This window comes from Anatilimnocola aggregata (assembly GCF_007747655.1).
GTDB classification, from domain to species: domain Bacteria; phylum Planctomycetota; class Planctomycetia; order Pirellulales; family Pirellulaceae; genus Anatilimnocola; species Anatilimnocola aggregata.
Map to the genome: position 1 here is coordinate 8,679,716 of NZ_CP036274.1, position 22,971 is coordinate 8,702,686.

Consider the following 22,971-nt stretch of genomic DNA (forward strand, 5'->3'; position numbering starts at 1 on the left):
CGTTCTGTTCCAAACTCACGCTGCCTGCGGTGCATCCTTGCGAACTGGTTATTGCACTGATGGGTACGAGAGCCCCAAGAAAATGGTTCGCTGCAGGGAACGCGTTGTTCATCTCGACTGCAGCGCCGATCCGCCTGGCAGCATAAGAATTGACTTTCCGCGATCGTCGCCACCAGCCTATTGTTGTCCGCGTTACCTGGCACTCGATGGAGTCGGGAAAGAACTGTGAGTGAGCGACCTAACTGATTGCCCCGTAATCACTTAGCGTAGTCCGTGGGTGATAAGGTATGCTTCACTTGTACACGGAGACTCAACCGAATCTTTATTTTCGAATTAGCTTGGCGCGGTAGACTCGCTGGTTCGGATACCGAGGCCAAGTTTGGCATTCGACTTCAGGCGCTGCCCGTTCCCGCAGTGCACAGCTCTTCTAGTGGCAAGTTATCCACCGTTGTCGATACCGTGAAAAGGTCCAAGGGAAGCCTGCGGCACACTGCGACAAGCTGGCTTAATGAAGTTTCGCTAATGCTAGGTCAGCGAAAATTCGGAATTGGTAATTGACCGCGAACCATTGGCCGAATATTCTGTCATATCTTTCACTGATTTAATGTCACCCTATTATCGCCGGGGGTGATCTCGTCGAACGTCAGTTTTCGCCATTCCAAATTCCCGTCGCCCGGCCAGCACCGTCATGCAACTTAAATCGCTGAAATTGTTCTGCGATATCGTCGGGCGGCGAAGCTTTTCGCGGGCAGCGGCTGAAAACGGCATTTCGCAGTCCGGTGCCAGCCAAGTGGTGAACACGCTGGAAGAAGAACTGGGTGTGAAGTTGCTGGACCGGACCCGCCGTCCGTTTCAGTTAACTCCCGAAGGGGAAGTCTATTACGACGGCTGCCGCAAGATGGTGCAGCAGTACTTTGCCTTGGAGGAAGAGGTCCGCACCCTGCACGCCGAAGTTGCCGGCCGCGTGAGCGTTGCGTCGATCTATTCCATCGGCCTGTCGCACATGAACCGCTTCGTGCAGAGCTTTTTGCGGCTCCACCCGAAGGCGAACGTCCGCGTGCAGTATCAGCATCCGCATCGCGTCTACGAACTGGTCGAGACCGACCAGGTCGATCTGGGCCTGGTCAGCTTTCCGCGTTCGACCCGCGCGATCAAAGCGACGTTGTGGCGCGAAGAACCGATGGTGCTCGTCTGCGCGCCATCGCATTCGCTCGCGCAAAAAGAACGAGTCACCCTGCACGACCTGCACGACCAGGTGATGGTTGCTTTCGAGAGCGATCTGGAAATTCGGGCTGAAATCGACCGCGCGCTGTCAGATGCCAATGTTGAAGTCCGCGTGTCGATGGAATTTGATAATACCGAGACGATCAAGCGGGCCGTGGAGATCGACGCGGGCATCAGCTTGCTGCCGGAGCCGACCGTCGATCGCGAAGTCGCCGCCGGCGCGCTCGTGGTTCGTCCGCTGGCTGGCACTGAACTCAAACGCCCCATTGGAATTATTCAGCGCCGCGGCAAAGAGCTTGGTCAAACAGCTCAGCGCTTTCGGCAACTCCTTCTAAAGCATCCGGCGAGCGCGACCTTAGACGGCGTGCTCGAAAATGCTGCGCACGAGATTGCAGCGCTCGATCAAGATGACGAGCAAGACGACACGGATGTAGCGACCACTGACCTTTCGTCAGCACGTCGGTCGCGCGGTAATGAGGTCGCAGCCGACGAGTCACGCGAGGCCACGGCTTCGCTCGTGGCAGTCGCGTCGCGGCCGAAAGTTTCGTAACTCCGCCGCTGCAACGAACTGCGCTCGGCAGAACGTCGCGGCGGCTCAGGCAGGTGAATGAGCCATGACGATCGAATTCGAAAACGGCTTGCCCAAAAAGCAAGGCTTGTACGACCCAGCCTTCGAAAAAGATAGCTGCGGCGTGGGCTTCATTGCACACTTGAAAGGGCAGCGCAGCCACAGCATCGTGCGCGATGCACTCGAAGCGCTCAAGAATATGGATCATCGCGGCGCTTGCGGCTGCGAAACCAACACGGGGGACGGCGCGGGCATTCTCACGGCCATTCCCGATGAGTTCTTCCGCGCCGAAGCGCAGCGGCTGTTCATGGCCACGTTGCCGGAAATTGGCCGTTACGCGATTGCGATGGTGTTCTTGCCCAAAGACGCCGGCGAGCGCGAAATCTGCAAAAAGACGCTGGAAAAGTACGTTAAGCGGCAGGGGCAGAACGTGATTGGCTGGCGGCCAGTGCCTACCAATCCCACGCTCGCCGACGTTGGTCCGACGGCGATGAAAGGCGAGCCAGTCATCGAGCAGTTGTTCGTCACGGCGAGCGACAAAGATGATCGCACGACCTTCTGTCGCCAACTGTATTTGATCCGCAAGCAAACGTATCATGCCGTGCGCAAAGAGAACCTCACGCAGCGGCACATGTATTACGTCTGCAGCTTTTCGTCGCGGATTCTCATCTACAAGGGTCAGCTCACCGCGCCGCAAGTTCCACTCTATTACCCCGACTTGCTCAACCCCGAGTACACCAGCCACCTGGCGATGGTTCACTCGCGGTTCAGCACGAACACGTTCCCTTCGTGGGAGCGCGCTCAGCCGATGCGGTTCATGTCGCACAACGGCGAAATCAACACGCTCCGCGGCAATGTGAACTGGATGACCGCGCGGCAAGGCCAGCTTGAGAGTGAGTTGTTTGGCGAAGACCTGAAGAAGCTGCTGCCGATTACCGACACCAACACCAGCGACTCGGGCGTCTTCGATAACGTGCTCGAACTGTTGCTGATGGCTGGCCGCAGTCTGCCTGAAGCCGTGATGATGATGATTCCCGAAGCGTGGCAGAATCACGAGTCGATGCCCGAGAACAAGCGGGCTTTCTACGAATACCACAGTTGTTTGATGGAGCCTTGGGACGGCCCAGCGTCCGTCGTGTTCTGCGACGGCCGCTACATCGGTGCCACGCTCGATCGCAATGGTCTCCGCCCCAGCCGCTATTACTACACGACCGACGATCGCGTCATCATGGCCAGCGAAGTGGGCGTGATTCCGATCGACCCGAAACTGGTGAAGGAAAAGGGGCGTCTGCAACCGGGCCGCATGTTCCTGGTCGACTTCGAGCAAGGCTGCATCATTCCCGATGACGAACTGAAGAAGAGCATCGCGAACGAAAGGCCTTATGCCGAATGGCTCCGCAATCAACGCATCGAGTTGCGCGAGTTGCCGAAGTGCGAAGAAGCTCACGGCTTCGATCCCGACACGCTCGAGCAGCGGATGCAATCGTTTGGCTATTCGGTCGAAACGATGCAGTTCATGCTGCTGCCGCTCGTGGCAGAAAAGCGCGATCCGCTCGGTTCGATGGGGAACGACGCCGCGCTGGCGGTCCTCAGCGACCAGCCTCGAATCATCTACGACTACTTCAAGCAGTTGTTCGCGCAGGTGACGAATCCGCCGATCGATTCGATTCGCGAAGAAGTCATCATGTCGCTGGAGTGCTACATTGGACCCGAGCAGAACTTGCTCGCGACGACCGAGAAGCACTGCCATCGCTTGATGCTGCCGCATCCGATTCTCAGCAACGAAGAATTGGCCTCGCTCAAGCACCTTGATCATCGTGGTTGGAAGACCAAGACGATCGACATCACTTGGGATCGCAAGGAAGGAACGGCGGGCCTGCTGCCGGCGCTCGACCGTATTTGCGCCGAAACCGAGCAGGCGATTAGCGACGGGTTCTCCCTGGTGATTTTGTCGGACCGCGCTTCGGGTCCAGATCGCGTGCCACTGAGTTCGCTGCTCGCTTGCGGTGCGGTGCATCATCACCTGGTGAAGCAGGCCAAGCGAACGCAGATTGGCATCATTCTGGAAACGGGCGAAGCCCGCGAAGTGCATCACTTCTGCCTGCTCGTGGGTTACGGTGCCGATGGTATCAACCCGTACCTCGCTTTCGAAGCACTGTGGAACGCCCAGCGCGAAGGCTTGCTCCCTGCCGAATACACGGACGAGAAGATCGTCCACGGCTATCAAAAGGCCGTTGCCAAAGGCATGCTCAAAGTCATGTCGAAGATGGGCATCTCGACGCTGCAGTCTTACAAGGGCGCGCAGATCTTCGAGGCCGTCGGGCTCGATAGCGAAATCATCGACCGTTGCCTGGTGGGTACTGCCAGCCGCATTAAAGGCATTGGCTTTGAAGTCCTGGCTCAAGAGGCCATTCGTCGTCATGAAATCGGCTATCCCAGCCGCGAACAGCAAAGCTTGCCGGTGCTGCCGAACTTCGGCGAATATCACTGGCGCGCGGATGGCGAGCGGCACATGTGGGATCCGCAATCGATTTCCGATCTGCAAACTGCAGCCCGCGAAAACAATGCCGACGCTTATTGGAAGTTCAGCAAGCACACAAACGAAGAAGCGACTCGCAAGAGCGCGCTGCGTGGCCTGCTGAAGTTCAAAGAGCGCGTCGGTCACGGCCCGATTCCCATTTCGCAAGTCGAGCCGGCGACGAGCATCGTCAAGCGATTCTGCACCGGCGCGATGAGCTTCGGCAGCATTTCGGCCGAATCGCACGAGTCCCTCGCGATCGCCATGAATCGCATCGGCGGCAAGAGCAACACGGGCGAAGGTGGCGAAGACCCCGAGCGTTTCCAGGCGTTGCCGAATGGCGACAGCAAGCGGTCGGCGATCAAGCAAGTAGCTTCGGGCCGCTTCGGCGTGTCGATCAACTACCTGACCAACGCTGACGAATTGCAGATCAAGATGGCCCAAGGCGCGAAGCCGGGCGAAGGTGGGGAACTGCCGGGCCACAAAGTGGACGAGAACATCGCGCGGATTCGTTATTCGACTCCGGGCGTGGGTCTCATCAGCCCGCCGCCGCACCACGACATCTATTCGATCGAAGATCTGTCGCAATTGATCTACGACCTGAAGAATTCGAATCCCGCCGCCCGCATCAGCGTTAAGCTGGTGAGCGAAGTGGGCGTGGGGACGATCGCTTCCGGTGTGGCCAAAGCGCATGCGGACCACATCCTCATCGCCGGCGATACGGGCGGCACCGGTGCTTCGCCGCTGACGAGCATCAAGCACGCGGGCCTGCCGTGGGAACTCGGCATTGCCGAGACTCACCAAACGCTGGTGATGAATGACCTGCGCAGCCGGGTGGTGTTGCAAACAGACGGTCAGATTAAGACCGGTCGCGATGTCGTGATGGCGGCCATGCTGGGGGCTGAAGAAATCGGGTTCTCGACCGCGCCGCTGGTCACGCTGGGCTGCATCATGATGCGCAAGTGTCACTTGAACACTTGCCCGGTCGGCATCGCCACGCAAGATCCCGTATTGCGACAGAAGTTCATGGGCAAGCCCGAACACGTGATCAACTACTTGTTCATGGTGGCCGAAGAGGCTCGCCAGATCATGTCGCAATTGGGCTTCCGAACCTTCAACGAATTGATCGGCCGCGTCGATTGCCTGGAAACAGACGGTGCGATCTCGCACTGGAAGGCCCGGGGCATCGACCTGACGCCACTCCTCACGATGGCTGCCAAGCCGCATCCAGACGTAGAGGTCTATTGCACGCGCAAGCAAGATCATCAACTCGATCTGTCGCTCGACAACGAACTGATTCGCAAGGCGCGCCGTGCGATCGATCGTCGCGAGAACGTGAAGTTCGAGAGCAAGGTAATTAATACCAACCGCACTGTCGGCACCACGCTCAGCCATGAAATTGCCAAGCGTTGGGGCGAAGATCTGCTGCCCGACGGAACGATTCACATCAAGTTCACCGGTTCTGCCGGTCAGAGCTTTGGCGCGTTCCTCGCGAAGGGCGTGTTCCTCGAACTCGAAGGGGATGCCAACGACTACGTCGGCAAGGGTCTGAGCGGTGGCCGGATCGTCATCTATCCGCCGAAGGTCAGCTCGTTCAAGCCCGAAGACAACATCGTCGTGGGCAACGTGCTGCTGTACGGTGCCACGAGTGGCCAGGCCTTCTTCCGCGGCCGCGCTGCCGAACGGTTTGCCGTTCGTAACAGCGGGGCTCAAACGGTGATCGAAGGCGTGGGGGACCATGGTTGCGAATACATGACCGGCGGTCGCGTCGTGGTGCTCGGTCCGACCGGGCGCAACTTCGCAGCGGGCATGAGTGGTGGCATCGCTTACATCTGGGATCCGAATGACGAGTTCACCGCCAAGTGCAACCTTGGTTTGGTCGAACTCGAAAAGGTCGAGACTCCCGACGACGTCGCGGAACTGCTCAACCTGATCGAACAGCACTTCAAGTACACCGGTTCAACCGTGGCCGAGAAGATTCTCGCCAGTTGGCCCGAAAGCACAGCCCAGTTCGTCAAGGTTATGCCGACCGATTACAAACGCGTGTTACGCGACCGTGCCCGTCACGACGAAGAAGTCGAGGCGGGCGTGCATGGCGTGCCGAATGGCCGCTAAATCAACTCGTCACTTCGTAGCATACGCAGTTCCCGCACACATTCCTTTTTGAACGAGCTCTGCCAAGAGCGCCAGACTGCCATGGGTAAACCAACCGGATTTAAAGAATTTCCTCGCAAAGCGGTGCCGTATCGTGAGCCGATGCAGCGACTGGGCGATTACGGCGAAATCTTCACGCTGCCGCCCGAAGAGCACCTGAAGACGCAGGGCGCGCGGTGCATGGACTGTGGCGTGCCGTTTTGTCAAAGCGACTCGGGCTGCCCGATCGATAACCTGATTCCGGAATGGAACGACCTGGTTTATCGCGGCCGCTGGCGCGAAGCGCTCGATCGTCTGCATAAGACCAACAACTTTCCGGAGTTCACTGGTCGCGCTTGTCCCGCGCCCTGCGAAGGGGCCTGCGTGCTCGGCATCACCGATCCGGCTGTCACGATCAAGAACATCGAGAATGCGATTATCGACCGCGGCTTCGCCGAAGGTTGGGTGAAGCCTGAACCGCCGCCAGTTCGCACCGGCAAGAAGGTAGCTGTCATCGGCAGCGGCCCTTCGGGGCTCGCTGCGGCCGCCCAGCTCAACAAGGCAGGGCATCTGGTCACTGTGTACGAACGGGCCGACCGCATTGGTGGTCTGCTGATGTATGGCATTCCGAATATGAAGCTCGATAAGGGTGTCGTCGAGCGACGCGTGCAACTGCTCCGCGACGAAGGGATCAACTTCCTCACCAAGCAGGACGTTGGCAACAAGGACTCTGCCAATTATGTCGATCCGCAAAAGTTGATGAAGGAGTACGACGCCGTTCTCCTCTCGACCGGCGCCACGAAGCCCAACGATCTGCCGATCAGCGGTCGCGGGCTGCACGGCATCCATTTCGCCATGGAGTTTCTGACTGCCAACACCAAGAGCCTGCTCGATAGCAAGCTCGCGGACGAGCAGTACATCAGCGCGAAGGATAAGAACGTCATCGTCATCGGCGGTGGCGATACCGGTACCGACTGCATTGGCACCTCGATGCGGCATGGCTGCAAGAGCATGGTCAACTTCGAACTTCTACCTCAACCACCGAAGGATCGCGCGCCGGATAATCCCTGGCCGCAGTGGCCGCGCATCTTCCGGACCGATTACGGCCATCAGGAAGTTGCCGCGAAGTTCGGTGCTGATCCACGCGCCTATTGCGTGATGAGCAAGGAGTTCGTCGGCGATGAAAATGGCCGCGTGGCCGGCATTCGGACTGTGCAGGTCGAATGGCACAAAGTCGAAGGCCAATGGAAGCTGAAGGAACTGCCCAACAGCGACAAGTTCTATCCGGCCGACCTCGTGTTGCTGGCGATGGGTTTCAAAGGTCCCGAGCAATATGCTGCGGAAATCCTCGGCATCGAGTACGATCCGCGGAGCAACTACAAAGCGGCTCACGGCAAGTTCGCGACGACCGTTCCCAAGGTCTTCGCCGCCGGCGACTGCCGTCGCGGTCAGTCGCTGGTCGTCTGGGCGATCAACGAAGGACGGGGCGCTGCCCGCGCTATCGACGAATTTCTGATGGGCAACAGCCAACTACCCGCGCCAGGCTTATCGCTGGGAATTGCGAAGTAGATTTGAGAAGGCGAACGATCCGGGTCACTTCAGTGCGAAGTGACCTGCTCTGGTTTCAAGTTTCGAGATCTTTGCTGACTAAAACCCTGCGCCGGTCAGTACTTGCTGCAATTCGGTCATCGCGGCCAGGTCGTCGTGCCGCCCTTCTTTGGCGAAGAGAGCTTGCAGGTTCGCCAGGATCCGCGAGAGCCACTGGCTGTGTGTCGCAGGGGCGAGGTAGTTTTCGTCTCGCACAATCTTGCGCCCAGCAACTTGCTCGATGCGACGAAAGGCTTCTTCGGTCGAAAGTGCCTGACCGCCGTAGAAGGGATCGATCAGCAGCCAGCCTTCGTTGGTCCGCACGCGAGCCAGAAAGTGAGCTGGCGAATTAACGCCTTCAATCTGTAGCCCCACTCGTTCGCCAACTGCTTTGTAAAGCAGGGCGAGAATGATCGGCAGACCGCGCCGCGTGTTGAGGACCACGGGCACGTAGCTGTTCAGGGCGAAGTAGTAATTGTCGAGATTGCCGACAAAACGTTCCTGGTCAAAGAAGACATCGTGCAGGTGGGCCAGGCGCGCGGTGGAACTGGAGTCGTGGCACTGTGCGCGAATCCGTTCGGCCAGGCAATGCACGGTCAATTCGACCCGCTCGGGTTGCACATCATCGAGTGCATGCAGCGAGACGGCAGTCGCTGCCCGCAATAGCCCGGCCGTGGTATTCAGGTCGGACATTTGATCGACGAACCAACGATAGGCTTCCGGCCGACAATAGAGGGGTTCAATCCCGGTCTCTTGGCGCATGGTGGACCTCTCTCTGGCAGAGAATGGATGCGAGGAAGACTGGCAGGCAAAACGGAGAACGTACGGATGCCGAACCGAGACAATGTTGACAAGTCGCAGAGTCTTATGGTTCGACAATCACCAAACCGACAAAAATTCTTTGTGTGCGACTCAGATTTTCGAGAATATGTTCGCGCTAACTATCGCCGCAGTTTTGCCTGAATCGATCGTTGCCACAGATAAGTTGTTGTGGCCTTCGACTTTCCGCTGCGAACGAATTTTTTTGCGAACTCACAATCCTTTTTGAGTCGCAGTGCGTTTAAGACTGCAACTCACTCGAATCACTGATCCCACTGACGCAAACGCGTCACGAGCGATTGAACTTGGGGGCGATTCTTCTCGAAGAAGGCCAGCATCGCGAGAATGCCGATCCCCATGCCGATTCCGAATGCCCACCAAGGCCACACGTGCTCGATTGCGCGAGCGGCGTGCCACACCATGCTCACCATCGCGAGCAGAGTGAACACAGCGCCTAGGTAGAGAAACGCACGGATTCTTAAAAGTACTCCTGCTAGTGCGCCAGAAAGTGATAAACAGGCCAGAATTATTGGTGGCCAAAGACTGGATTCCGCGCGATGCAGGAAGATCTCAAACGTTGAGCTTACATAAATCACGATCAACGATGCATAACGAATCGCCGATATCGATTCGTCACTCAATTTCTTCCGGTTGATATGAGCAGCAATCAACACAACAACTGCGGGTGGAATCAACCAGAACTGGGGATGTTGCAAAATGCTCCAGTTTGCTTCGTGCAAAAGTGACCACAGTGCGCCGTTCCCCGCGATGGCTGCAGCGACTGCAGCTGCCCACGATTTGCGGACCAGGCTCAGAATCAAATACATCATGCCTGCGGTGAAGAGCAAAATTGTGTAGTTGAACTCTTCACGGTCACTTACCACCCACAATCCCAAGATAGGTAGTAGTGGCAGGAATGAGCCAGTTCGCTGGAACGGCTCCGCGAGAACCGGCAATCGCAAACGCCAGAACATTTCACCAAGACCCACTCCGCCAAACGCGATCGCCATAATGACAAACGGCCAATATGGCTTTAGCACTCCGTCGAACCACGCAGGCTCGCAAAGATAGAGATGTGCGAAGAGGAGACCACCGACGAGCTGAGCGCCATAGACAAAATAGGTACGCCGCTGTTGTTCCGCCGGGGTCGCTGCGCCCGGTGCGAGGGCCAGCGAAATCAGCCCGACGATGAACAGCACTAGCAGCACGGCGACCGCAGCCACCTGCACTCCCTCGATGCCAGCTCCTACGCCGGGCTCGAACAGGGCGATCTCCATGCCAAGCAGGCCCAGCAGCGTAATAATCGCCAACGTCGAAGAAACATAGCCGGCGTGCAGGGAACTCTGCAGCCACGACTCCTGGCGGAACACCAAGCGCGGCAGAACCAGGCCATATCCGAGCGTCACGACGGACAGCACCATCAGCAGCCGAAAGGCACGCGTCATCCAGTCCATGAGCATCCAGCCCGGACTTAAATCGGACCAGCCGAGATAAATACACGCCAGTCCACCAAGTAGTAGCGCGGTTAGTTGAAATGAATACTGCCGCCGTTGCTGCGCGAGGCACGCCAGGGCATATCCGATGAGAGCCGGGGCCAGCGCGATCGCCACTCGTTGTTCGCGCAATGGCAAATTCAACATGCCGGCCAACTCGAGCCCGCAGATCAGCAGTCCAACCACGAGCGTCAGATTCGGCAGCCAGCGCTCGATGCGCGTGAGCCCGCCAATGGTATCACTGATGCCCAGCTTCTCGCCCCAGGCTGCGAGGTTCGCACCAAAGCTCCACAAGTGCCCGGCGAGTGCAAATACGCCGGCAGTGGCTAATGCGTGCAGGCAGAACATCGGCAGCGGCTGGAGTCGCAGCGGAGCAAGTCCCAACGCGCAGGCAATCCAGAGCCAGGTGAATAGGATCGGAAATATCTTCGTCGCCCGGCGATCCCACAGCGTGCCGATGCTGACGGCACCGAGCAACAGCCAGGTGACCAGTGACGCAAACAGACCATAGTCATAAGCTTGACTCCCGCGCCAATACCAGTCTGTGCTGACGAAAACTAAGTGAGCGGCGCTAATGACCGCGAGGGTGATCGTGACTGCCGCAATTGCGATCATTCCCGCCCGCGGACCAATCCAGCCCGGCGAAAACGTTTGTTGCAGTTGGCTCTGAAAGCGAATCTCGATCCACTGCCACCAACCGCCGACGATGACCGCCGCAAGCAAGCAACCGTTGAGGGCAACTAAGAATTGCGAGTTCCCCAGCCAGCCGAAGATCGGAGTGCCACAAAGCCAAGGGAGCAAAGCTGCCAGGGGAGCGACGATGACGGTTGCGATGGCATAAGGCTGACTCCGCCGAGCAAGTCCCAGAACGAGTAACGTAAAGCAGACTCCGGCGACGATTAACGCCGACGTTGAGGGATCCCAATTGACATACATCGCCAGCGGCACAATCAGACCACACAAGATCGCAGCGATGGCATGATGAGGCGCAATACCCCGCCGAGAACGTGGCGAATGGATATCGCCCCGCAGTTCGCTGGGGGCACGCCATTCGTTCCAAGCATTGAATCCTGCAACGGAGGCAGCGATGAACAGCCAGCCGAGTTCCAGCAAGTGGTAGGCAAGGCTGGGGCTGCCGACAACGAGCGCTTGAGTGCGCAGCGCCATCATTGGAACTGCACCCGCAAGTAGGATCGCCAGCACACTCGCACCCTTCGACCAGGTTCGCCGTGCGCGCGAAACACCAACCGCGATGAGGAGGGGGACGGTGAGCAAGGCGAGGGCAAGCAATGTCGACCAATGTGCGACATGCTGCGCTTCGGCGGCAGTTCCTAGGGGTAAGTAGACGATGCAGCCGATCGACCACAGAATCGCGCCGGCCAGCATCAAACCACCAAGGCCCACAAACGATTGAAAGCAGGGTTCGTGTTGGAGGCGTTCGCCAAAACGTTCCGGTGAGCGTGGCAGCAACCAGTGGGCCAGTCCCAGCCAAAGAACGGCGTAGATGCTCGCGGCCAGGATGTTCCATTGCAGGCACTCGGCGGCGACCATGCTTTCGGGAATGGTCCTGCCGGCGATGTGCAGAATGAACGCCAGGTTGGCGGCGAGCTGAAACAACAGTCCGCCACCAAAGGCAAATGCTGGTTGGCGCTGGTTGATCGCCAGGCCGAGAAACACGACCACGCCGAGCAAGATCGGACCGGCATACGAGGCAGTCGGCCCCATCCACTCAAAAATCGAACCAGCCTTCGGCGGATGCATCGGAATGCCAGACGCATTCTGGGCGACAGCGAAGATGGTAAGTGCGAGCAGTGGCAACACGCCGAGAAATAATGATTGAAAGCGAAACCATTCGTGCGCGTAGGTTTCCGAAGGCTTCCAGCGAAGCCAGCCTAGGGTCTGCAACAGCTTAGAGAGGTGGTTGCGAGCGATATACAGACTCAGCAACACGATGCCATAGATGCCAAACAGCCAGCGGGCAGCGGAGGCGGTCGCCTGTTCGGCCTGCCAGACTTGAGCCAGCAAGAACAGGCTCGCCCAACCGGCCAATGACAGGCCGATCAATTTGAGTGAAGTAATGCGATCGACGAGGGCGATGATCAGGGCGCTAATTACCACCAATAAACCGACGGCCAGACGTCCCCGGTGGGCTTGATCGAGCCAAGGGATGTCGGCCGAGGTTAAGTCTTTGGCGATGGCTCCTAGCTCCCAGGCCATTCCCGACCAGGCCGACGAAATGGTGAGCAACAGCAGCAGCGCCACGCTCAAGCCCAGGAGCATGTGATCGCAAGCGGGAAACTTCGGATGGAGAAGTTCATATAGAGCAGTTTTAGGGACCGTCAGGCGGCGGACCAGGCTCCAGGCGCCTGCCGAGGCAGCAATCGCCAGCAGTTGGGCTTGCAAGTGTTCGCCGCGCAGGAACCACAGTTGATCGGTCGAGACAGGCGGCCAATAGGCGGCAATCGCAAAGGCAATGGTGACGGCGACCATTGCTTGGGCAGCCGCCAGTGCTTCGGGCCAACGCCTCGCGAGGCAGACGATGGCCCAGATGCTGAGCGACAGTCCGGCGTAAATCGCATGAACGGCGAACTGCCCCGGCAATACCCACAGCACAAACGGCGAAGCAGCCATTACTGCTATCGCCGCTCCATGCGTTAGCGGCATGATTAACTTCGAGAAGGTTGCGTCATTCTCCCCAGCAAGAAACTCGGTCGGTGACAGTCGCCAACTGGGTCTGCTGAGCACGAGCGCGATGATGCTGAGGATTTCGGCCGTGAGTAAAGTCGCCATCAAGATTCTTCGCTCGGGCAACAGCTGAAGTTGCGCGAGAATGGCTTGCAGCGTGCCGTTCACTTCCAACAATTGCACGAGCGCGATCCAGAGCAGGGCCATTGCCGCCGAGACGACAAAGTCGTTCTTGAAGCGGATCGCAATAACGAACAGTGCCACCGCATAGGCCAGGAATAACGGCCCGGTAAGATCGCCGTCGCCAGTCCAATCGGCGATGGGTACAAAGCCCGACCAACCGGCAACGAGCAGACTCAGGCTGCTCATCGCTGCTGCGGTCAACAAATAGGCGAGCCCAATCGAACGGTCTTTGCGCAGATAGAGCCAGGCTCCCCAGGCACCCACGAGCAAGGCAAGAATGGTCAGCAACAGACTGGTGCGGCCAAGCAGGGAGGCTTGCACCCAGTTCATCCCGAGCGGGTTATCACTGCTAACCAGTTGTTGCCACCAGATAAAGCCCATCACGGCTGCCAGCGAAAGCGAAGCGGCGGCGGCAGCATGGAGAGCCGGCATTCGCGTTCGAATCGCAATGACCAGCAGACCCGCGCCGGTCAGCAGCGCGACATCGAGCATTAACTCTGGGCGCGGCCAGACCACGACCCACATCAGAATTTGCGCCGCACCGCCCAAGAGCGCGATGGCCGTGCCAGCAGTGCGTTGCGTCGCCAGCGACTTCGCGGTCGCGCGGCGATGTACCACCAGACCGAGCGCTAGGATCGAACCCGCGACCAGACTCAAGAGTGGAGCCAGCCGTGCGAAGGTGAACCAATGGGGTTCGCTCTTGAAGATCAACAGTCCCAGGGGCGGCAGAATCGCAAACAGGCTGATGCCGAGTACGAGAAACGTTTGCTCAATCCGCGGCAGCGACATCCTGCGCCAAGCCTGCGCGCGCCAGATTTGTCCGATTGTGGCAGCCAGAAACGATGCCACCGGCAGCAAGCCGAGCGCCGTGATGACCGCGCGCGAGCTATCGACGGCAGCGCCGCGATTGATGACGACTTGCGCCAGGCAGCAGCCCATGATGGCCGTCGTCAAGCGCAACGAGCCTTCGCCCGTCAGTACGCGACTACCGGAATAGGCAACCCAGCCGAACAGACTCAGGCCAATCGCGAGTGCCAACATCAACAGTGGATCACCGAGCGGACGCTGAGCTTCACCTTGCCCAGAGAGAACCACGCCGGCACTAAAACTGAGCGGCACCAGAAGCTGAGCGATGATCAAAATTGCTCGACTGACGGCTGACAAGTTCCAGCGGCGCAGCGTATAGAGCCCCGCACTGTGAAACGAGACTGTGAAGAGCAGAAAGAGAAGTGCAGGAAAATATGGAATGTGCTGCAATGTCGCCCGCAGGCTGATGACCAGCCCAATGGCGCTGATCACAATCACCAGCCCGGCGATCACTTCGCCCCAGCGGATGTTGCTCTCCTCCATGAAGCCTTGCAGCATGTCGGCCAGCGTGCGCGAAGGAGTAGTCTTCTCCGGCGGCAACGTGAGTGGCGTCGGCGAAGAGGCTATTGCGGACTTTTGACCGAGCAAGGCGAACGGATTATCGACTGCTGCTGGCTCGGCGGCGAGCGCGCGGGTTACTGGTTCGTCGACAATCGTCGCCTCAATTACCGTGGCTTCGAGTGGTGTCTCGGCTGCGATATCGCGCGCCGTAGTTTGCGCAACGAACGGAGCAACAATGTCCGGCGCAGTCTCCGGGCCAATCACCAGCAGATCGGCGTCTTTCGATTTTTCAACCGGGTTAGAATCGGGCTGCTTTGAATATTCGGGCCAGCAATCTTCGGGAACCTGGCTGCCAAAGCGGGCCAGGTCTTGATTCAAAACCTTCAGCAGTGCGAAGCATTGCTCGTAGGTCAAATGCCCGCTGTTCTGCAGGCGGTGTAATTGCCGCGCGGTGGCCAGCAGTTCGTCGCGAGTTTTATTTTCGACCGAGACCAGCGGCACGCTGCCACAATAAGCACAGCGGCCATTCTGCACAGAAGTCCGGCCGCAGCGGTTGCAGCGCACGGCTTTGCCGGCAAGCTTAGCGCCGGGCTTGGCGTCTTGCTGTTCGCCAAAGATGGCCTGAAAGATGGCAGCGAAGAATAGCCAACTGACATGGCCGACGATGGTGACAATCGCGAGCAGGAACGCCAGCCCGCAGAGGAGTCCCGCGATTTCGCTGTTCATCGAATCACCACCCGTGAAGCGGCACTGCTGCGCGTGGTCGGGACCAAGCGGAACCGGCGGGCAACATAGCACACGGTTTCGTCAGGCAAATCTACCCACCAGATTCGGTGCAAGTTGCCGAATATTCGTCAGAAAGGTTACTATTTCGCGCTCCCTGCCTGGTATTGCACCGTCTTTACCCGTGTGAGGCGAAACTTTTACGACTGACACAAGTTGCGTCACGATTCGGGCTGTGAAACGTAACCCGCTTGTAACGAATATCCACCGCGGTGCTTGCTCAAGGCACCAGCAGGGTGAAAAGATGGTTAGCTGCGGGCAGCAACACTCACTGCGGAGATGAAACGATGACGAAATCAACCTGGCTGGTGCTGAGTCTGGCGATGCTCGCGGTCGTCATGGGGGCGAATGCCCAGGACCGAAGCTCCAGCGACACGCGGGCTGTCAGCGATCCCCGAAGTGTCAGCCTGGCTTTCACCGACGGCAGTCATTTGAAAGCGCTGCTCGCTGAAGAACAGATCGAACTGCAGACTCCGCACGGTAAGCTGGTGTTTCCGATTGCCGACATTCAGCGAATTGAGTTCGCCCAGCGCACTTCCGTTGAGTTGACCTTGGCCATCGATAAAGACATCAGCGATCTCGGCAGCGACGAGTATCGCGTGCGCGAGAAGGCAATGGCCAACTTACTCGAACGCAAAGAAAAGAGTTTCGCCCCGTTAGCACGAGCTGCTCGGCAACAGAACGATTTGGAAATGCGCCAGCGGATCGAACACCTGCTCGAGAAGCTGCGCGCGGCAGTGCCGGAAGAACAGCTCAACGTGCGCTTAAACGACATCGTGCATACGGCCGAGTCGAAGATTGCCGGCAAGCTGCTGGCATCGAGCTTTAAGATCAGTTCGTCGCAGTTCGGTCCGCTGCAGGTGAAACTGGCCGATATTCGTGAACTGAAGTCGCAAGCGGCTGGCCCGCCGCTCGACGAAATCGATCCGAAAAATATCCTGGCCGATCCCGGCAATATGCGCGGGCACGAAGCCGAAATTGGTAAGTCGTTTGCCTTTCGCGTGACTGGCGCACAGCACGGCAGCTGCTACGGCACCGATGTCTATACGACCGATTCCACGATTGCGACTGCCGCGGTCCACATGGGTTTGCTCAAGCCGGGCGAGACTGGCGTGCTAGTTGCCACGATCATTGGTTCGCCCGCGGGCTTTGTCAGTTCAACGCGCCACGGCATCACCAGCAGTCAATGGAGTTCCTATCCGGCTGGCTTTACATTGCGGAAGGCAAAATTGGCTGCCGATGTGAATGGACCGTAGGCATGACCGCGAAAGGCTTGCCATAACCGCCAGCCAGCCGCTGCAGACGCAAAGCGTGCACGGACTTGACTGAAGAAGTTGTAATCTGCGTGCTCAGGGCAAAAACAATTTGTTTTGCCCTGCCAACTATCGGTTGAAGAACCGCGTACTACAGGTGAGCGAAGCTTAGCTGACCTTGGCAGCCAGCTTGGCCTTGGGTTTGGCCTTTGCCTTCGCTTTGGTCGCCTTGGCGGGAATCAAGCTCGGGTCGCTGATCTTGCGGAGTTCGTCGAGCTCGACGCTCAGCCGATGGCGGAGCGGGCTCTCGGCACGCAGTTCATCGAGCAGGTTCTCGGCCTTGTCAAAGTTCTCTGGAGGAAAATCCTTGGTCTTGAACAGATTGCGAAAGCTGCGTTGAACTTGATCTTCGGTAAGCAAGGGAGCCTCCCCGCCAGCGACACGCGATGCGAGCGCGCTGTACAGGCAATAAAGTAAAACAACACGGCCGACACCTCGTCGATTGCGTCAGCCCACATCTCTAATTTTAGTGACCGCGTGAGCTGTTGCAAGATCAGCCGACCGCTGCGGCGCATCTTCAGTGCAAACTCGTCACACTATTTTCTGTGCAAATTTCTCGCAATTTCAGGGCTCGCTGCTATTGCGTTCCGCAGCTTCACTGGTTTGAGCACCCGCGTCGAGCAAACGCACAACCTCGGCGACGGCTGCAGTCAGTGACAGCAATGCCATTTGAAAATTCGTGTGCTGCGAGATCTCGGGCTGAATTCGGGCGAACGATTCGCGGGCCCGTTTCAAGCGGGCCAGCTTCTTCCGAGCCAGGCGCAGGTAATCGTCCGCATTGTTTTCCTTGAGCGGACCCCCGAGCGCGAGCATGTAGTCGTACAACTCGCGGTGGACTTCGGCCAGCTCGTCGTCGTCGGCCGCTTCTTCGCTGTGTTTGAGAAAAGCGCGCACCATCCACACATGCGCTAGTTGCGTGTCGATAGCCTGCATAAGATGGGCGGGTGTCATAAGGTTAGTTTAGTTGGTGATCTTCCTCCCCAGTAGCCCGACGCGTCAGCGAGGGGACTTCCCCGTTTGATGCTCTAGCTCAACTGAACGCCCGACTCCTTAGCTCCCTCGCTAACGCGTCGGGCTACTTTGTGAAGACAGCGGAGAATTTGACGATGCAACGGTGGTGCCTGCCTGCTCTCCTGTGGTTGTGCGTTGTTTCGCCCCTGCTCGCTGCGGATCCCTTTGCCGAAGGGGTGCGCACCACGCCGTGGCTCTCGCCCGCGGACGAGCAAAAGGCCTTCAAGCTGCCCGAAGGGTTCGCGATTAACCTCGTGGCGGCCGAGCCGGATATTCAAAAGCCGCTCAACATGCAGTTCGACGAACGGGGCCGCATCTGGCTCACCTGCTCGGTCGAATATCCCTACGCCGCGCCCAACGATCGGCCCGGCAAGGACAGCATCCGCGTTTTGGAAGATACCGATGGCGATGGCCGTTTCGAGAAGATGACGATCTTCGCCGATGGGCTGAATATTCCCATCGGCATCTATCCCTGGAAGGGAGGCTGCATCGCCTTCAGCATTCCAGACATCATTCACTTCGAAGATACCGACGGCGACGGCCTGTGCGATAAGCGCACCAAGCTCTACGGCCCGTTCGATACCTCGCGCGATACCCACGGCATGTGCAATGCCTTTCGCCGCGGCTTCGATGGCTGGCTGTATGCCTGCCACGGCTTCAACAACCAAAGCAAGGTGAAAGGAGCCGACGGCAACGAAGTGACGATGAACTCGGGGAACACATTCCGGTTCAAACTCGATGGCTCGCGGATCGAGCATTTTACCTATGGCCAGGTGAATCCTTTCGGCATGTGCATGGACGAGCGGTTTAACATTTTTACCGCCGATTGCCACAGCAAACCGATTTACCAATTGCTCCGTGGCGGCTACTACCCCAGCTTTGGCAGGCCCCACGATGGCCTCGGCTTTGTGCCCCCAATGATGGATCACTTGCACGGCAGCACGGCCATCTGCGGGCTGACGACCTACACCGGCGAGAACTTTCCCGAAAAGTATCGCGGGCTCTTCTTCAGCGGCAATGTGATGACTAGCCGCATCAACTGCAACGCCGCCGAGTATCACGGCAGCACCATCCGCGCGAAAGAACAGCCCGATTTTCTCAGCACGAGCGACCCGTGGTTCCGCCCAGTCGATATCCACATCGGCCCCGACGGCGCGATGTACGTCCTCGACTTCTACAACCGCATCATCGGCCACTACGAAGTGCCCCTCCCTCACCCCGGCCGCGATCGGACCAGCGGACGCATCTGGCGAATCGCTTACACGGGGAACGATCCGAAAACCAAACCGGCGAAGATGCCGCGCGATTTAAAAGGACTATCGACGAAAGAACTGCTCGTTGAGCTAGAAAATCCCAACCTGCAGCGGCGCTTAACGGTGCAGCACTATCTCAGTGATGTGGTAGGAGAGAAATGCAAGGAGGAAGTCGTCGCGTTTCTGAAAGCCGCGAAACCGCAGTCGTCTGCGTTCGTACATACGCTTTGGATGTTGGAGCGATTTCGTAGCAACGACTCGGACGAAGCTCTTATGCGGTCGCGGTCGACAACGGAGCTGAGTCAGATTCATCACGCGAAGATTGTCGCGAATCGCCCTGAGGCGGAATTTCTTCCCGAAGCGATTACTTTGAGTTTCACTGAAACGCCACCCTTCGTTCGCCGCGCCGATGCCGAGGCGATTGGCGCCCACCCGAACCCCGATGCAATCAAAATTCTGCTGGAGTCGCTGGGAACGGTTGCGAAGGATGACACTCACCTCTCGTACACCATTCGAATCGCCCTGCGGAATCAACTATCAGCGACGCAATCACTGCAACGACTCGATGCGTTGGAGTTGACTCCTGCAGAGTCAGCGGAACTCGCGTCCATCTGCCTCGCCGTCAATTCGCCAGCTGCAGCGACGATCTTGCTCCGTCAGATCGAAGCGGGCAAAGTCAGCGGCGATCAACTGGCGATCTACATTCAGCATGCGGCCAAGAATGCATCGGGCGATGTCGTCGCGCGAATGGTTCCGCTGGCAAAGAAGCAATTCGCTGACGATCTGCCCCTGCAAGCGCGGATGGTGCTCGGCATTCAAGCTGGACTGGCGACGCGCAATGAACAGCCTGGCGAACAATTGCAAACGTGGGCGCAGGAGTTATGTCAGCAACTACTGGCGGCAGCGAAGACCGAATCGCTGCCGTGGGAAGCAGTTTCTGTCGAGGGACTGCCACCATCGCAGCAGCCTTGGGTCATGCAAGAGCGGGCGAGCAAGGACGGCGATAAGGAATCAAAATTCTTCAGCAGTTTGCCGCGCGGTGAAACGCTCACCGGCATCTATCGCAGCAAGCCGTTCGAGCTTCCCGTGAAGTTCAGCTTTTGGGCAGCTGGTCACAACGGTGTGTCGAATCAGCCCGCCACCGACAAGAACAAGATCGTGCTGCGTCATGCGGAGACCAAAGAGATCCTGGCGGAAAGTGTTCCTCCGCGCAACGACGTCGCCCAGCGGATTGAATGGGACCTGCAGAAATTCGCTGGCCAGCGCGGTTACTTGGAACTCATCGATGGCGATACTCGCACCGGCTATGCCTGGCTGGCTGTTGGCCGCTTCTCGGTGAGCGCCCTGAATCCTGTGCAACAAGTGGCTCAGCAAACCGCAGGCTGCGAATTGGCCACCAAGTTCAAGCTGGCCGATCTTCGCCCTCGCTTGGGTGAGTTGCTCGCCGGCGACAACACCGACGCGGCCGTTCGCGCGGCAGCAGGGCTCGCCTTTGTCGCGCTCGAATCGCAGGCCGCGAACCGCGCGGTAGCGACCGCGCTGGGCAGCAGTGAACTCGCCGGTGTCGATCGCGCCAAACTCCTGAACGATCTGTCATCGGGCGACGAGGCTCGCGTGGCCGAAGCACTCAAGCTTTCGTTGAAAGCCAGCCCCCTGCGCCTGCAAACCCTCATCGCCGATACGCTCACCAGTGATAAGCCCGGCGCGGAAGTCTTGTTCAGCCTGGTGAAAGCGGGTCAGGCATCGCCGCGGCTCCTGATGATTCCCGCCATCGCGACTCGGCTGAATGCCATGGGGGGCCAGCCGTGGAAAGACCGCATCGCGGAACTGACCGCCGGGCTGCCGACCGATGCTGAAGCTCGCGACAAACTGATCGCCGAACGAAAAATCGCGCTCGATAAGAACTTGGCCAGCGGCACGCGCGGTGCGGAACTCTTCACCAAGAACTGCGCCAACTGCCACCAAATTGCCGGCAAAGGTGCGCTCGTCGGCCCGCAACTCGATGGCATCGGCCTCCGCGGCCGCGATCGCATTCTGGAAGACGTTCTCGATCCGAATCGCAATGTCGATGTCGCCTTCCGCACCACCACCTTGCAACTCGCGGACGGCCGCGTCGTCAGCGGGCTAGTCCGCCGCGAAGAAGGAGCGCTACTCGTGCTGGTCGATGCGCTGGGCAAAGAATTCACCATTCCCAAGAACGACATCGAAGAGCGGAAGCAAACCCAGCTTTCCCTGATGCCCGCCAATGTCGGCGAAACCGTCTCGCCGGCCGACTTTGCTGATCTGGCGACTTACTTGCTCGAACAAAAGAAGCCGCAAGAGAAGTGAGGTGGCGCGAGGCGAGAAAAAAGACGATTCCGTAAATCAGGTAGCCAAGAAATGAAACAAGGGAGCTGATTGGCTCCCTTGATCGTTGTAGCGTGGGCTTTAGCCCACGTATTTTTTCGTGGATGAGTGACGTGGGCTAACGCCCACGCTACATCGATAACGCAGTTAGCAACTACCCGGCCTTTGTCGACTTCTTGCTGCCGGCAGCTGAGCCTTGGGGATTGCGGAGAATGCGGGTCAGTTCGTCGACACCGTCTTGTTCTTCCTTGAGGATGTCTTCGAGGAAGACAACCAGGGCGCGGTCCCCTTCGGCGACAACCAGGGCTTCGTTGTACATCTTGACGGCCTTCGATTCGAACTCGAGGGCATGGCCGAGAATTTCCATCAGGTCGTCACTCTGCTTGATGGGGTTCCGTTCGACAGTGGGAACGCCACCGAGGGCAACGATCTTCTCGCCGACCTTTTTGGCATGTCCAAACGACTCTTTGGCGCTGTCGTAAAACATGTCGGCGTAAACGTCTCGCCACAGGCCAGAGACCACAAAGCCGGCCTGAGCATATTGGGCGACGCCGGTCCACTCGTGACGCAGGCAGTCGTTCAGTTTGTCGATGATGGCGGAATTATCCATGTTGAGTACCCCTCATTATTTGGTGAAATCTCGGCCAGAAGTTTGGCCAGTGCTGCAACCATTTCAAACGACCCATGACAGATCAGCAAAAGACGAGGAAATGGCTGGCGAGCGAAAAATCGATTAGCTGGCTGAAAGGCCTCGTCTGCTGGTGAATCTTATCGACCATCGGCGGCCTGTCCAGTGTCGCGGTAACTCTTTTTGCCAGAATGTTTTAGGTTTCTTCGCTAACGAGATTTCATCTCAAAAAAACGGCCTGCCGGCAGCGATACCGAGTGTCAGGAGGATGGTTTTTGAAGTCTGAAGAAGTCGTCAGCGGGTCGGGCAGGCCATTTCCAATGCGCCCGTTGATGGCAGGAGTTGTCACCTGAGGAGGCATTTGGTGAGAAACTGCGGCAATCGCAAAGTCACTAATACCAAGTGATTTGGTTGACAACGTCCCTGCGCCCGGTAAACTTGGCTTCGCTTCTTGACGAAATGTTCACAGTTTTGAACATGGGAGGGGTGCAGATCGTGCGGTTTGCTTCCCTATAAGACCGATGTTGAGCCCTGCCAGCTCGCTGGTTCCAGACACATTGCAGCCGCTGCTAACAACGCCGCCGCAGCCAAGATGGACTGCCCATGAAACTATCACGAACCGTCGCCTACGCGGTGAGAGCCACGTTGCAACTGGCCCAGTTGCAATCGGAAGGCCCCGTGCCGTGTAGTCACTTGGCGTCGACAGGCAAGATGCCTGAGCGTTTTCTGCTGCAAATCCTCCGCAACCTCGTGACGCACGGCATCCTCCGTTCGACCCGCGGTGTGGATGGTGGCTACGCGCTGGTGCGGCCAGCCGACCAGATTTCACTGCTCGAAGTGATCGAAGCCATCGAAGGCCCCTACGATCAGTCGCTCGAACTGGGCGATGGCCTGACCGACGACGCTCAGAATCAACTGCGCGAAGCCTTCCTGCAAGTGACCAGCAACACGCGCACCCAGCTCGAAGCGATCAAGCTCTCGCAGTTGCTCACCCCGCCAGCGATGTAGTCTCTACTCGGCACGGCGGTTCGGCAATTTGGGAATCAGGAGTCGGGAGTC

11 protein-coding genes are annotated in these 22,971 nt (G+C 58.3%); 6 read left to right on the plus strand and 5 right to left on the minus strand.

What is annotated here, in order from left to right; genetic code table 11:
• Positions 1-688 precede the first annotated feature (688 nt).
• The 3 genes from ETAA8_RS33055 to ETAA8_RS33065 all read left to right on the plus strand — a co-directional run bounded on the left by ETAA8_RS33055 (position 689) and on the right by ETAA8_RS33065 (position 8,012).
• Entirely contained in the window at positions 689-1,774 is a 1,086-nt protein-coding gene (locus ETAA8_RS33055; RefSeq protein ID WP_145099345.1) for a LysR family transcriptional regulator, read from the plus strand.
• 64 nt (positions 1,775-1,838) lie between these two features.
• Positions 1,839-6,425, plus strand: coding sequence for a glutamate synthase large subunit (gltB, locus tag ETAA8_RS33060; RefSeq protein WP_145099348.1), 4,587 nt, complete (start codon positions 1,839-1,841; stop codon positions 6,423-6,425).
• Between the two features lie 81 nt (positions 6,426-6,506).
• Complete coding sequence (locus ETAA8_RS33065; protein ID WP_145099351.1) at positions 6,507-8,012, plus strand: glutamate synthase subunit beta; 1,506 nt, start codon at positions 6,507-6,509, stop codon at positions 8,010-8,012.
• Between the two features lie 78 nt (positions 8,013-8,090).
• On the opposite strand, the gene ETAA8_RS33070 is transcribed toward ETAA8_RS33065, so the two are convergent.
• Entirely contained in the window at positions 8,091-8,792 is a 702-nt protein-coding gene (locus ETAA8_RS33070; RefSeq protein ID WP_145099353.1) for a transglutaminase family protein, read from the minus strand.
• 320 nt (positions 8,793-9,112) lie between these two features.
• Positions 9,113-15,304 (minus strand): hypothetical protein, encoded by a 6,192-nt coding sequence (locus ETAA8_RS33075; protein ID WP_145099356.1) that lies wholly within the window; start codon positions 15,302-15,304, stop codon positions 9,113-9,115.
• A gap of 344 nt (positions 15,305-15,648) precedes the next feature.
• Between ETAA8_RS33075 and ETAA8_RS33080 the strand changes: the two genes are divergently transcribed.
• On the plus strand, positions 15,649-16,617 hold the full coding sequence (locus ETAA8_RS33080; RefSeq protein WP_145099359.1) for an LCCL domain-containing protein: 969 nt from the start codon (positions 15,649-15,651) through the stop codon (positions 16,615-16,617).
• Between the two features lie 165 nt (positions 16,618-16,782).
• Here ETAA8_RS33080 and ETAA8_RS33085 read toward each other — a convergent pair whose 3' ends face one another.
• Both ETAA8_RS33085 and ETAA8_RS33090 read right to left on the minus strand, forming a co-directional pair.
• Positions 16,783-17,034 (minus strand): hypothetical protein, encoded by a 252-nt coding sequence (locus tag ETAA8_RS33085; protein WP_145099362.1) that lies wholly within the window; start codon positions 17,032-17,034, stop codon positions 16,783-16,785.
• A 204-nt stretch (positions 17,035-17,238) separates the two neighbouring features.
• A complete protein-coding gene (locus tag ETAA8_RS33090; protein WP_145099364.1) occupies positions 17,239-17,625 on the minus strand; it encodes an amidohydrolase in 387 nt (128 codons plus the stop codon).
• A 155-nt stretch (positions 17,626-17,780) separates the two neighbouring features.
• On the opposite strand from ETAA8_RS33090, the gene ETAA8_RS35110 reads away from it, so the two are divergent.
• Positions 17,781-21,266, plus strand: coding sequence for a PVC-type heme-binding CxxCH protein (locus ETAA8_RS35110; RefSeq protein WP_202921425.1), 3,486 nt, complete (start codon positions 17,781-17,783; stop codon positions 21,264-21,266).
• Between the two features lie 172 nt (positions 21,267-21,438).
• Here ETAA8_RS35110 and ETAA8_RS33100 read toward each other — a convergent pair whose 3' ends face one another.
• The gene (locus ETAA8_RS33100; RefSeq protein WP_145099367.1) at positions 21,439-21,894 is read right to left on the minus strand and encodes a ferritin-like domain-containing protein; all 456 of its coding nucleotides are present in this window, start codon (positions 21,892-21,894) and stop codon (positions 21,439-21,441) included.
• Between the two features lie 621 nt (positions 21,895-22,515).
• Between ETAA8_RS33100 and ETAA8_RS33105 the strand changes: the two genes are divergently transcribed.
• Complete coding sequence (locus ETAA8_RS33105) at positions 22,516-22,920, plus strand: RrF2 family transcriptional regulator (protein WP_145099370.1); 405 nt, start codon at positions 22,516-22,518, stop codon at positions 22,918-22,920.
• The last annotated feature ends 51 nt before the right edge of the window (positions 22,921-22,971 follow it).

What these genes read in the sequence shown, in the direction of transcription:
- ETAA8_RS33055 (WP_145099345.1), top strand. Translation starts at nt 689, where the DNA reads ATGCAACTTAAATCGCTGAAATTGTTCTGCGATATCGTCGGGCGGCGA.
- ETAA8_RS33090 (WP_145099364.1), bottom strand. Translation starts at nt 17,625, where the DNA reads ATGACACCCGCCCATCTTATGCAGGCTATCGACACGCAACTAGCGCAT.
- ETAA8_RS33100 (WP_145099367.1), bottom strand. Translation starts at nt 21,894, where the DNA reads ATGGATAATTCCGCCATCATCGACAAACTGAACGACTGCCTGCGTCAC.
- ETAA8_RS33065 (WP_145099351.1), top strand. Translation starts at nt 6,507, where the DNA reads ATGGGTAAACCAACCGGATTTAAAGAATTTCCTCGCAAAGCGGTGCCG.
- gltB (WP_145099348.1), top strand. Translation starts at nt 1,839, where the DNA reads ATGACGATCGAATTCGAAAACGGCTTGCCCAAAAAGCAAGGCTTGTAC.
- ETAA8_RS33080 (WP_145099359.1), top strand. Translation starts at nt 15,649, where the DNA reads ATGACGAAATCAACCTGGCTGGTGCTGAGTCTGGCGATGCTCGCGGTC.
- ETAA8_RS33070 (WP_145099353.1), bottom strand. Translation starts at nt 8,792, where the DNA reads ATGCGCCAAGAGACCGGGATTGAACCCCTCTATTGTCGGCCGGAAGCC.
- ETAA8_RS33105 (WP_145099370.1), top strand. Translation starts at nt 22,516, where the DNA reads ATGAAACTATCACGAACCGTCGCCTACGCGGTGAGAGCCACGTTGCAA.
- ETAA8_RS35110 (WP_202921425.1), top strand. Translation starts at nt 17,781, where the DNA reads ATGCAACGGTGGTGCCTGCCTGCTCTCCTGTGGTTGTGCGTTGTTTCG.
- ETAA8_RS33075 (WP_145099356.1), bottom strand. Translation starts at nt 15,304, where the DNA reads ATGAACAGCGAAATCGCGGGACTCCTCTGCGGGCTGGCGTTCCTGCTC.